At 61.5% G+C, this 12,504-nt stretch carries 9 protein-coding genes; 5 read left to right on the plus strand and 4 right to left on the minus strand.

Annotated features, from left to right (window positions below; genetic code table 11):
- Positions 1-146 precede the first annotated feature (146 nt).
- Both clpB and ACTNBU_RS11225 read right to left on the minus strand, forming a co-directional pair.
- Positions 147-2,747, minus strand: a complete 2,601-nt coding sequence (clpB, locus tag ACTNBU_RS11220) for an ATP-dependent chaperone ClpB (RefSeq protein WP_441034006.1) — start codon at positions 2,745-2,747, stop codon at positions 147-149.
- Positions 2,748-2,776: 29 nt separating this feature from the next.
- Positions 2,777-3,430, minus strand: a complete 654-nt coding sequence (locus tag ACTNBU_RS11225) for a hypothetical protein (protein WP_441034007.1) — start codon at positions 3,428-3,430, stop codon at positions 2,777-2,779.
- 236 nt (positions 3,431-3,666) lie between these two features.
- On the opposite strand from ACTNBU_RS11225, the gene spoIIID reads away from it, so the two are divergent.
- From spoIIID to ACTNBU_RS11245, 4 genes are all read left to right on the plus strand, one after another.
- The gene (gene spoIIID, locus ACTNBU_RS11230; RefSeq protein ID WP_441034009.1) at positions 3,667-3,915 is read left to right on the plus strand and encodes a sporulation transcriptional regulator SpoIIID; all 249 of its coding nucleotides are present in this window, start codon (positions 3,667-3,669) and stop codon (positions 3,913-3,915) included.
- A gap of 14 nt (positions 3,916-3,929) precedes the next feature.
- Positions 3,930-4,214 carry a hypothetical protein gene (locus ACTNBU_RS11235; RefSeq protein WP_441034011.1) on the plus strand — a complete coding sequence of 95 codons (285 nt, stop codon included), beginning with the start codon at positions 3,930-3,932 and terminating at the stop codon, positions 4,212-4,214.
- 222 nt (positions 4,215-4,436) lie between these two features.
- Entirely contained in the window at positions 4,437-5,450 is a 1,014-nt protein-coding gene (locus tag ACTNBU_RS11240) for an LCP family protein (protein ID WP_441034013.1), read from the plus strand.
- Between the two features lie 44 nt (positions 5,451-5,494).
- Positions 5,495-6,931 (plus strand): S-layer homology domain-containing protein, encoded by a 1,437-nt coding sequence (locus tag ACTNBU_RS11245; protein WP_441034014.1) that lies wholly within the window; start codon positions 5,495-5,497, stop codon positions 6,929-6,931.
- 87 nt (positions 6,932-7,018) lie between these two features.
- Here ACTNBU_RS11245 and ACTNBU_RS11250 read toward each other — a convergent pair whose 3' ends face one another.
- Positions 7,019-8,587 carry a hypothetical protein gene (locus ACTNBU_RS11250; RefSeq protein WP_441034016.1) on the minus strand — a complete coding sequence of 523 codons (1,569 nt, stop codon included), beginning with the start codon at positions 8,585-8,587 and terminating at the stop codon, positions 7,019-7,021.
- Positions 8,584-9,141 (minus strand): RNA polymerase sigma factor, encoded by a 558-nt coding sequence (locus ACTNBU_RS11255; protein ID WP_441034018.1) that lies wholly within the window; start codon positions 9,139-9,141, stop codon positions 8,584-8,586. The genes ACTNBU_RS11250 and ACTNBU_RS11255 overlap by 4 nt, the downstream gene beginning before the upstream one ends.
- Before the next feature lie 527 nt (positions 9,142-9,668).
- Here ACTNBU_RS11255 and ACTNBU_RS11260 point away from each other — a divergent pair.
- Positions 9,669-12,320 (plus strand): S-layer homology domain-containing protein, encoded by a 2,652-nt coding sequence (locus ACTNBU_RS11260; protein ID WP_441034020.1) that lies wholly within the window; start codon positions 9,669-9,671, stop codon positions 12,318-12,320.
- Positions 12,321-12,504: the final 184 nt, after the last annotated feature.

Here is a 12,504-nt window from a genome sequence, read left to right on the forward strand (position 1 = left end):
GGCACAGGCTTTTTGCAGGCATTCGATCCAATACGAGGGGGCTCCCGCCCCCTCGTACTCCCCCTGCAAAAAAAGACTCTTTTCCTTCAGGCAGGGTTTTTCGACAAGCTGGGGAGACCGGACTTCTCGTCCGGTCTCCCTTTGTATTACGCCGTTTCTTTCTTCCGGCAGGTCAGCTGGCCGTCCTCCGCGTCCAGCAGCAGCGTGCTGCCGGCGGGCAGGTCGCCCCGCAGGATCTCCTTGGCGATGAGGGTCTCCGCCGCGCCCTGCAAGTACCGCTTCAGGGGACGGGCGCCGTAGATGGGGTCGAAGCCCCGGTCGATGATGAGGCTCTTGGCCGCGTCCGTCACGTCCAGCTTCAGGGTCTTGTCCGCCAGACGCTGCTTCAGGCCCCGCATCAAAATGTCGATGATGCCGTTCAGGTTCTCCTTGGTCAGAGGCTTGAACAGGATGATCTCGTCCAGCCGGTTCAAAAACTCCGGCCGGAAGGACCGCCGCAGCTCGCCCATAACGGCGTTCCGGGCGTCCTCGGAGATGCTGCCGTCGGCATTGATGCCGCCCAGCAGCTCCTGGGAGCCCAGGTTGGAGGTCAGGATGATGATGGTGTTCTTGAAGTCCACCGTCCGGCCCTGGGAGTCGGTGATGCGGCCGTCGTCCAGAATTTGCAGCAGGATGTTGAACACGTCCGGATGGGCCTTTTCCACCTCGTCGAACAGCACCACGGAGTAGGGCTTCCGCCGGACGGCCTCCGTCAGCTGGCCGCCCTCGTCATAGCCCACGTATCCCGGAGGCGCCCCGATGAGCCGGGACACGGAGAACTTCTCCATGTACTCCGTCATGTCGATGCGCACCAGGTTGTGCTCGTCGTCGAACAGGCAGTCCGCCAGCGATTTCGCCAGCTCCGTCTTGCCCACGCCGGTGGGGCCCAGGAACAGGAAGCTGCCGATGGGCCGGTTGGGGTCCGCGATGCCGGCCCGGGACCGCTGGATGGCCTCCGTCACCAGCCGGACGGCCTCGTCCTGGCCCACCACCCGCTTGTGGATGATCTCGTCCAGCCGCAGCAGCTTCTCCCGCTCGCCCTCCATCAGGCGGCTGACGGGGATGCCGGTCCACTTGCCCACGATGTCGGCGATCTCGTTCTCCGTCACCGTGTCGTGGACCATGGAGTTCTCGGCGGTGTGCTGCTCGGCGGCGGCCTCCGCGTCCTTCAGCTGCCGCTCCAGGGCGGGCAGGTCGGAGTATTGCAGCTTGGCGGCCTTCTCGTATTCCAGATTGGCCTGGGCCCGCTCGATCTCCCCCTGGAGCTGTTCGATGCGGGTCTTCAGCTGCTTCACACTGTCCACGCCGCTCTTCTCCGCCTCCCAGCGGGATTTCATAGCGTTGAACTGCTCCTTCTCGTTGGCCAGTTCCTTCTTCAGCTCCGCCAGACGGTCTCTGGACAGCTGGTCGTCCTCCTTCTTCAGGGCCATCTCCTCGATCTCCTGCTGCATGATCTTCCGGCGCAGATCGTCCAGCTCTGCGGGCATGGAGTCGATCTCCGTGCGGATCATGGCGCAGGCCTCGTCCACCAGGTCGATGGCCTTGTCCGGCAGGAACCGGTCGGTGATATACCGGTCCGACAAAGTGGCGGCGGCCACCAGCGCGTTGTCGTGGATGCGGACGCCGTGGAAGATCTCGTAGCGCTCCTTCAGGCCACGGAGGATGGAGATGGTGTCCTCCACCGTGGGCTCATCCACCTGCACCGGCTGGAACCGGCGCTCCAGGGCGGCGTCCTTCTCGATATACTGGCGGTACTCGTCCAGAGTGGTGGCGCCGATGCAGTGCAGCTCACCCCGGGCCAGCATGGGCTTCAGCAGATTGCCCGCGTCCATGCTGCCCTCGGTCTTGCCGGCACCCACGATGGTATGCAGCTCGTCGATGAACAGGATGATCTTTCCCTCGGACTTCTTCACCTCGTTCAGCACGGCCTTCAGCCGCTCCTCAAATTCGCCCCGGTACTTGGCGCCGGCGATGAGGGCGCCCATGTCCAGGGAGAAGATGGTGCGGTCCTTCAAGCCCTCCGGCACGTCCCCCCGGACGATGCGCTGGGCCAGGCCCTCGGCGATGGCCGTCTTGCCCACGCCGGGCTCGCCGATGAGGACCGGGTTGTTCTTGGTCTTCCGGGACAGGATGCGGATGACGTTCCGGATCTCGCTGTCACGGCCGATGACCGGGTCCAGCTCCTTGTTCCGGGCCCGCTCCACCAGATCGGTGCCGTACTTCTTCAATGCGTCGTAGGCCTCCTCCGGGTTATCGGAGGTGACGGGATTGGTCTTCACCTTCGACAGCTCCTCCGTGAAGCGGCTGCGGGTGATGCCGTGGTTTTGCAGCAGCTGCTTCACCTGGGAGGTGCCCTCAGAGAAGATGCCCAGCATCAGATGCTCCACGGAGATATACTCGTCATGGAGCTTCTCCGCCGTCTTTTCCGCCACGCTCAGCACCTTGCCGGTCTCCGGCGAGGCGTAGACGTCGCCGCTGCCGCCGGACACCTTGGGCAGCCGTCCGATAAGGGTGTCCAGCTCCGACAGCAGGCCGTCGCAGTCCACGCCCATCTTTCCGAAGATGGAGGGGATCAGGCCGCCGTCCTGATCCAGCAGGGCGTACAGCAAATGCTCCGGCGTCAGGTACTGGTTCTGGTTTTCCTGTGCCATGCTCTGGGCGGTCCGGAAGGCGTCCAGGGTCTTTTGCGTGTATTTTTCAGCGTTCATGGAAATTCACCTCATTTATATGAAACAATTCAGATCAGAAGGGTCCTGTTCCGCAGGTCCCCCCGATAGGCCAGCTCCACGTCCCGCTCGGACAGTGTGCCGCCCAGATAGCCCTTCAGCAGCCGGTCGAACAGCTGGACATAGTCGCTGATGGCCCCGGCGATGTCCTCCGCCGTGCAGACCCGTCCCCTGGGCATGGCCAGCGGCCGGACGAACCGCCCGTCGTACAGAGAACAGGTGATGGTGCCGCCCAGCAGCGGCGCGAGGCATGCGTCCTCGATCCGGACCCACAGCCGGAAGAACTCCGACATGGCGGCGATGAGTCCCGCAGACTGGGTGCGGAAGATGACGCTCAGGTCGCCCATGGCGTCCTCTCCGCCGCCGTTGAGGTCCAGCTCATATTTCACCGTGGGCCGGTACTTGTAGGCCAGACTGGATTTCAGGGACATGGTGGGGGAGTTGGGAGCGAAGAAGGGCACCAGCTCCCGGGAGGGCGTCACCAGTTCCTCGATGGCTTGGAAAATATCGTTGATGCGCCGCTCCGGCGTGGGGACGGAGACATAGTCCGCCAGGATCTGGTTCACCAGGGCGGACCGGTTGGTTCCCATCCGGTGGGCCAGGGCGTCCACCTCCCGCACCACGTCGTCCGACAGCATCAGGCTGTACAGGTTTTTCTTCATCATGCGCCTCCTTGGTTTTCTTACCGCTATCATGGACCCGCCCGGAACTTTTGTCAACAGATTTATATAAATATTTCATCGGTTTATGTGAGAATTTACGCGTTGTTCATATTTTCCCCCAACATGCGCCGGATATCCCCATCCCGCCGCCGATAAGCAGCCCCATCTCCCGCAGAACCCGCATATCTTCCGGCTGTTTTGCATAGGTTTAAGCAACACGAGGCAGGGAGTGTTGCTTCTTGAAAGGGAACATCGAGGAACGGGCCTGTGCGCTCGCCCAGTACATCATAGAAAACAGGACTACAGTCCGCAACGCCGCTAAAAAGTTCGGGATCAGCAAAAGTACGGTACACAAAGACATCTCAGAGCGGCTGCCCCAGTTCAATCGGACACTGTATCTGCAAGTCAAAGAGGTCCTGGAGGTCAACAAAGCCCAGCGGCACATCCGGGGCGGCATCGCCACCCGGAAGAAATACCGGGGACAGTGAGGGGAGGGAGCCCTGTGGCTGACAATCGGCGTCCGCAGGATCGCGCCGCCTCCCAGCCGGTGTCCGTCCCTCCACCGTCCCAGGCGAAGCCATCCGCACCTCTGCCCCGACAGGAGCCGGTGATGCGCCGGTGGCCCCGTCCGGCACAGCAGCTGCCGACCGCGGAGGAGGACCCCATGCAGCGCTACATCCGCTGCTCTCTCTCCTATCAGAACCAGATGCTGGCGGATATCAAGGCGCTGCTGGAGCGGATTGCCCTGAACACCGGCAGCGATCCGGAAGATGCGGAAAAGGGATGACGCGGTGCGCCATCCCTTTTCAGATTCTGGTATTGTTCACTAAATTGTAACCTTTTTTCCCTTGTACTTTTTTACCTGCCGCCCTATAATGATGGCTACTGACATTTCCGCCGGGATCGCCGCGCGGGTCTCAGGTCCTCACGTCCGGCAGCACATGCCCGTACAAGCCGATAACACTACCGACCGCGGCGATGCCGCGTCTCAGATTGGAGTTTCACCGCCATGCCCCAGACACATTCCCGCCGGAGAAAGCGCCGGCGCAGCTGGCCCCGCACCATTCTGCTGCTGGTCTTCGTATTCGCCGCTCTGGCCGCCGTCTACCGCATCCTCATCCACAAGCCCCAGCTGGCCGCCGGAAGCTCCCAGCTTTCCACCTCCGTGCAGGCGGGACAGGCCGCCGCCTCCGCCGGGCCCGTTTCCGCAGGCTCCGTGGATCCGGGTCCCGACCGCTATGCCCGGAAAGACGACTTTTTCACCATCCTGGTCTCCGGCATGGACAACGACAACGGCGGCAGCGATACCAATATCCTGGTGGCCTTCGACGCAGGGGAAAACGCCGTTCACTGCGTCAGCATCCCACGGGACTCCGGCGTCTATTATAACGGCAAGGCCCAGAAGGTCAACGTCCCCTCCAAAACCAGCGTCCGGACGCTGGCGGACACCCTGGCGGACACACTGGGCATCCCGGTGGATTTCACCGTCCAGGTGGATCTCAAGGGCTTTGTGAAGCTGGTGGACGCCATCGGCGGCGTGGACTTCTACGTTCCGGAAAATATGGATTATGACGATCCCGTGCAGGACCTGCATATCCATTTCCAGAAGGGCACGCAGCATCTCAACGGCACCGACGCCCTGAAGGTGGTGCGGTTCCGCCACAACAACGACGATACCGGCTACGGCGGCCGCCAGGATCTGGGCCGCATCGACACCCAGCAGGCGTTTCTGAAGGCCGTCGCCAAAAAAATGCTGTCCAATCCCCAGAAGATCGGGGACTACGCCAAGATCTTCGATACATACGTGGACACAGACCTGCGGGTCAATGAGCTGGCCTGGTTCGGGGAACAGGCCATTCTCATGGGACTGGACGCCATCCAGTTCTCCACGCTGCCCGGCGAGTGGAGCGGCAGCCGCTCTCTGTACCTGCTGGACGGCGAGGCCGTGCTGGAGCTGGTGAACGACTCCCTGAATCCCTACTTGATCGACCGCACCGCCGATGATCTGAACCTGGTGAGCTGACAGACACAGCTTCACCTCCCGCCGATCTTAAAAGGAGAACCCACATGAAAAAGCGCATCGCCGCGCTGCTTTTGGCGCTGTCGATGATGACCTCCACCGTCCTGGCGGTCTCCGACAGCTATGAGAATTTCGTCCGCTCCGGGGCCTATGACGGTCAGTTTCCCGACGTGGCCGTCACCTCTCCGTTCTATGACAATGTGGCCGCGCTGTATGAATACGGCCTGACGGTGGGCCGGGCCGACGGCACCTTCGGACCGGAGGCGCCTGTCACTGTGGGACAGGTCGTCATCTTCGCTGGACGGCTCCGCAGCCTGTACGCCACCGGCGCCCCGGAGGAGGGCGCCGCCTTCCCGTCGGAGAGCGGAACGGTCTATGAGCCCTATCTCCGGTATCTCCAGTCCCTGGGCGTCCTGGGGACGGAGCTGGACGGCCGGTACGGCGACGCCGCCACCCGGAAAACGGCGGCCCACATTTTGGCCAACACCCTGCCGGAGGACGCGCTGCCGGACATCAACGGCACGCTGGTGGAGCAGGCCTATGCCACCGGGTATTTTATCCCTGATGTGACGGCGGACACGGAATACGGGGAGGATATCCTCTCCCTCTACCGCCGGGGCATCTCCCAGGGCAGCGACCCCAGCGGCACGTTCTATCCCGACGCCTCCATCAGCCGTGGGGCGCTGGCGGCACTGCTGACCCGCCTGGTGGACCCCGCCCTTCGGGTCACGCCGGACTGGGATCTGCTCTCCTACTACAGCGCTCAGGGAACCACCTGGGGCGATCTGGCGGAGGATGCCGGTTTTGTTCTCTCGCCTGCCAGTCAGGAGGAAGTGGCCGCCGACGTGCAGTACATGCTGTCCCAGGGCAGCGACACCCTGACGCTTCAGTTCTCCAAGGTCTCCGCCGTCACCGCCCGGCAGGTGATGAATCAGGCGCTGTCCGCCGTCAAGGCCTCCTGTGAACAGTGCTACAACGCCGTCAACTGCACCTACGACACGGTCACCGGGGAGCTGGTGCTGACCTTCTCCGCCACCTGCTGCACGTCGGAGCAGCTGGCGGAATACCGCGCCTACACGCTGGATGCCGCCATTGCGGTCCACGACCAGCTGTGGGCCGACGGCGCCATCACCGCCAGCATGAGCGAGTACGAAAAGGCGAAGGTCTACTATGACTGGATCTGCCGGAACTGCATCTACGATTACGGTGCGGGGGAGGACTCCCTCAGCCACATTCCCTACGCCCTGTTCCACGACGGCGTTGCCGTCTGCGACGGCTATACCGGCGCCTATAACCTGCTGCTGAAACTGGAGGGCATCCAGTGCGCCGCTCTGGCCAATACCAGCCACATCTGGACCGTGGCGGAGCTGGACGGCACTCAGTATCACATCGACACCACCTGGGGCGACAGCAGCGGCCGCGGCACCGATTACACCTATTTCGCCATGACCGCCCGTCAGTCCTGGAAGTTCCACTCCTGGTAATATGAACTCCCGCCGGAATTCTCCGGCGGGAGTTTTTTGCCCCGATATGGCACGCCCCTGCGGGAAGATTCCCGCAGGGGCGTTTTTTCACGTCTCCGGCACCGTCCGGCGCACGTCCAGATAGTAGTGCTCCTGAGCCGGATCCAGTTCCACGGCAGTGACGCCGTTCTCCGGATCAAAGCCAAAGTTTTGCCCCACGATCTCCATCCATTCCGTGTTCACTAGCGCCGCCCGCTGGGCGGTAAAGGTCAGGTTGGAGCCCAGACGGGTCACCAGATCATAGCCGTAGTCCCGCCAGTTCTCCGAATCGCCGCCGTGATAGAGGTCCATGCTGGGTTCCTTCCGCATCGCCGCCGTCACGGAGACGCTGCCGCCTGCGGGGACGGTGACGTCAAAGGCCAGATAGAAAACCCTGGCCATGGAGACGGCGTCGCTGAACACCTCGTCCAGCATTCCGCTGTCGTACCGGGCGATGGTGTTGGCGTAGTTTACCACGGAGCCGGCGACGGCCTTCAGCAGGAGTTCGTCGGAGACGCCGGACAGATCGCCCTCGCCGTTGACCCGGGCGTTCTCCTCCCGGCAGACCGCCGTCAGCTCCCGGAGAAGCTGGCCGAAGGTGGTCTCCCGCCGGGTCACTACGGCGGAAACGCCGCCGATCTCCTTTTCGCAGGCGCCGTTTTCATAGCCCCCCAATGTGTACTCCGCTACGTCGTCTCCGAAGACGATGAGCATCCGGGTCTGTTCCCGTCCTCCGTACTTCTCCACGAAATAGCTGTACCGGCGGTATCCCGTGTCCTGATCCCACTCCATGCCGTTGAAGCCCCAGGTAAGGACGGCGGTGCGCTCCGGGTCTATGGTGAACCACACAGCCAGCGTGGCGGCGCTGTACTTCTCCGTAGGCGCCTGAGAGCCCGTGAACTCGTACACCGTCACCGGCTCCGTCAGCTCCTGCGCCGGCGCGAAGGCCCCTGCCTGATAGGTTCCATCCGCCAGCAGGCCCCGATAACCCTCCCAGCTGTGGGGCGGGTCCAGGTTGTACAGCCCCGGATCACTGCCGTCGCCGCTCAGGACGCCAGAAAAGCCCCCGCTGTAGCCGCCGGCCAGCAGCTCTGTCTCCGCTGTCTCACCGTCCACCCGGATCTCCGGCCGGAGCCTCCCCAGCGTCCGCAGACTGCCCGCAAAGGGATACAGCGCCCGCACCGTCACATCCTCGTCGGCGGAATTGGTGAGGGTATATTCATCGGTGACCCGGATGTCCGACTCCCAGGTCTCGTAGGTGAAATCTTCGGTTCCGTCCTCCCGCAGCACTGTCTCCCGGCGGGATTCGTAGCCGGCGAAGTCCAGCGTGATGTCCCGTTCCGCCGTCAGCCCGCTCTGCGCCTCTGTCAGTGTCAGGGGGAACACCGGCCCGGCGTAAGACATGAACGTGCCCTCCGCGTCGCTTCCGCCGCCTCCGCCGCTGCTGGCGCCCATCCGCAGGTGGGACAGGCCCCATCCAACGCCCACCGCGGCGCACAGACACGCCGCGACGGCCACCCGGCGGCCCCAATGGGCTTTTTTCACCGTCCGCAGCGGCGTCTCCTGAGCGGCTTCCACAATGTCCTCCCGGATGCCGGTGATGGCGTCGTACAGCTTTTCCTGCTGCGCTCTGCTCATATGGCCACCCCCTCCCGTTCCAGCGTCTTCCGCAGACTGCTCCGCAGCCGCAGCATCTTCTGGCTCAGACGGTTGGCGGACACGCCCGCCTCCTCCGCCAGCGACGACAGCGGCTCGCCGTTCCAGTACCGCCGGACGAACAGCGCGGCGTCCTGACTGGGCAGGCCCTCCAGCCAGCGGCTGATGCTCCGGGACAGCTCCGCCGTCTCTATGGCGTCCTCCACCGTCTGCCGGTCGGGAATGCAGTCCTCCAGCTCCGAGAGAAGCTGCTCCATGCCGATGTCCCGCTTTTGGGCGTGGTTTCGCCGCCACAGATCCAGCGACAGATTCCGGACGATGCGGCCCAGATAGGCTCGCAGGGAGCGGGGCCGCTGGGGCGGCATGGAGTTCCAGGCCTGATGCCAGGTGTCGTTGACGCACTCCTCCGCGTCCTCCCGCACCGACAGGATGTTCCAGGCGATCTTCCAGCAGAAGAGGCCGTACTTTCCGTCAGTTTCGGCAATGGCCGTCTGATCCCGGCGCCAGTACAGCTCCACAATGGCGGCGTCTTCCATGGGTCTCCCTCCCATCTCGCCCTTTTCGGGCAGGTCTTCTGTTGATACAGACGGATTTTTGCCTTACATATGACAGGAAAAAGCGCATTTTCTTCGCCCATTATAGACTGGCAGCTCCCACTTTCCAAGGTCTCAAGCAGAAAAGCCGGTCATTTTGGACGTAATTTCCCCTCATTTTTGCGATTTTAGGAATGTATTTCCAATTTTTAACCGGATCGTCCGATCTCTTTTCCGGGCTTTCGGCAAGGACGGAAATTCCAGAGAATTCCCGCCGCTCAGCGCTTTTCCGGCTTTTTTCTGCATGATTTTTCCATTCTCAAAACTCGCTACCAAACAAAAAACTGGCTACCAAATGAATCCCCTGTGCCGCAATGGTTTCCACCGGATTGGTAGCCAAGCATTTTTAAATAGCTACCATTTTTTCTTCAATCGATTGTGCTGCAAGGCTTTGAAATAATTAATGAGGAGTATGTCTCCCCTGTAGTGACGGACGGATTTCCCGGTAAATTTCAAAAGGAGGAAACCCCATGAAGAAATTCCTGTCTCTGGCTCTGGCCCTGGTGATGTCTCTTTCTCTGGTCACCATCAGCGCCGGCGCCAAGAAGTTCAAGGACGACAGCTCCATCAACTATGATGAAGCCGTCGCCGTGATCTCCGCAATCGGCGTTGTCGACGGCTATACCGACGGCAACTTCAATCCCCAGAACACCCTGACCCGCGGCGCTGCCGCCAAGATCATCTGCAACCTGATCCTTGCCCCCACCACCGCCTCCGCCCTCCCCGCTGACACCGCTCCTTTCAAAGATGTGCCCGCCAACCACACCTTTGCCGGCTACATCGCTTACTGCGCGCAGCAGGGCATCATCAACGGCTACTCCGACGGTTCCTTCCGTCCCTCCGCTACCCTGGACGGCTACTCCTTCATGAAGATGCTGCTGGGCGCTCTGGGCTATGATGGTTCCATCGAGGGCTTCACCGGCGGCAACTGGAGCACCAACGTCGCTAAGCTGGCTCTGGCCAACGGCATCGACCTGGCTGACGGCAACGACGACTTCGTCGGCAGCAAGGCCGTCACCCATGAAGAGGCCTGCCTGTATGCCTTCAACGCTCTGCAGGCTGACATGGTCGGCTATGACTCCAAGACTTCCGTCAGCGTCGGCGGCGCTGAGGTCGTGATCACCGGCTCCAAGGCCAAGGTCGAGCCTCAGGGCGTCTACAAGGACACCATGGATGACGAGGGTCTGCAGTTCGCTGAGAAGTACTTTGACAATCTGAAGAAGGACGACACCAGCGATGACTTCGGCCGTCCCGCCACCACTTGGAAACTGAAGAACGAAGAGATCGGCACCTATGCCTGCACCGGCGATCTGGTCGCCACCTTCACCAAGAAGGCCACCAAGGCCATGGTCTACGATGCCATCGGTAAGGACGTCAAGGACGACCTGGAGGATGCTGATCCCGATGAGAAGAACGATCCCACCCTGCACTTCTGGATGGACGGCGAGGACACCAAGATCGCTCCCGAGGATGTTGTCAAGTACATGGACAAGAACAACACCGGCCGTATCGGCAGCACCGTTGCCTCCAACAACGGCACCCTGACCGAAGTCTATGTTGATGACGACAGCAACACCACCATCGTCATGGTCAACACCTACGTCTTCCAGGCCACCGAGGACTACAGCACCAGCAAGGAAGAGGTCAAGATCACCGACGCCGGCGATACTGCCATCTCCCTGAACACCTACACCCTGGAGCTGGACGACAGCGATGACTTCGACATCGAGGACGTCAAGGAGGATGACTACATCCTGATCAACGCCGTGAAGGACGGCAACAAGTACGAGCCCAAGGTCGCCGTCGTGGCCGAGATGATCTCCGGCAACGTGGATAACTACGGCGAGAACGAGAACGTCACCGTTGACGGCACCACCTACAGCTACTCCGCCACCGCTCTGGACGATAGCGTCAAGGGCGAGATCAAGAGCGCTGACAGCGACGTCACCCTGGTTCTGGACTCCTATGGCTACGTCATCGAGGTCGATGAGGCCACCGGTACCCGCAGCTACGTGTTCATCACCAAGGCTGATACCACCACCAGCCTGAGCAGCACCGTCAAGGCCAACGCCTACTTCATGGATGGCACCAACGAGGAGATCACCCTGAAGAAGATCAACGGCAGCACCAAGAACTCCGACCTGAAGGAGGCCGAGGGCTGGTACACCTACAGCAAGGACAGCAACGGCAAGTACACCCTGACCACTGTCAACACCTCCAAGTATGCCGCCAACTATGAGCTGGCTCTGACCGGCGACGATGTGGATCTGACTGTCAACGACAAGACCACGCTGTTCCAGCTGCCCGGCAATCCCAAGACCATCCGCGCCAATGCCGACACCGTGTTCGTGATCGAGGATGAGGACGGCGATATCGACGTCTACACCGGCATCAAGAACGTGCCCGACACCACCATGACCGCCACCGCTTCCGATCCCGCCGCCATGGGCTATGTCTACAAGAAGGCCACCGGCTACGCCACCTACGTGTTCATCGGCCTGGAGGACACCGACTCCAAGGTTGACGATGCTTCTTCCGACGATACCTACATCTTCGTGACCAAGCTGGACCAGAAGATGGGCGATTCCGAGGATACCTACTATCGCTATAAGGCTGTCGTCGAGAAGGACGGCGTCTGGAAGGAAGACCTGATCAGCACCGATGATCCCTACACCACCTTCCAGCTGTACAGCAAGGTCCGCACCAGCGCTTCCACCGGCCGCATCACCGACATGAAGGTCGTTGAGACCGGCGAGCCCGGCGATGAGTGCTACGTTGAGCCGCTGGACGGCACCACCGGCGTCACCTACTCCGCCAGCGTCCTGACCATCGGCAGCAAAGATTACTCTGTCGACTCCGACACCGTGATCATCCTGGTCACCGACTTCAAGAAGGGTCCCGAGTCCAAGCAGGATCCCGATCTGCGTGACATCATGGGCGATAAGGGCTCCGACTACGAGGTCAGCCGCATCAGCGGCAGCACCCTGAAGAGCACCGTTGCCGGCTACAACATCGAGGGCTGCTTCTATGCCATCACCGATGACGACCGCGACGACAGCGATACTCTGGACTACCTGTTCGTCTACATGAACGGTGCCAACCCCATCGAGACTGAGGGCTGATCTTCTCCCTCTTCTGTCAGACGCACCTCCGTGTGAATGACAAAAAGGCCCCCGCTCCTTTCGGAGCGGGGGCCTTCAGGCTGTCGAAAAAGTCGAGCATAGCTGGGCTTTTTCGCATTTATATGGTAAAATAAGCATGGGTGATGAAAGATGCTTGAACGAGGGAAGCTGGATCGTGGAATCG

The sequence above is a fragment of the Dysosmobacter sp. HCP28S3_G4 genome, from assembly GCF_052065175.1.
In the GTDB taxonomy this organism is placed as follows: domain Bacteria; phylum Bacillota; class Clostridia; order Oscillospirales; family Oscillospiraceae; genus Oscillibacter.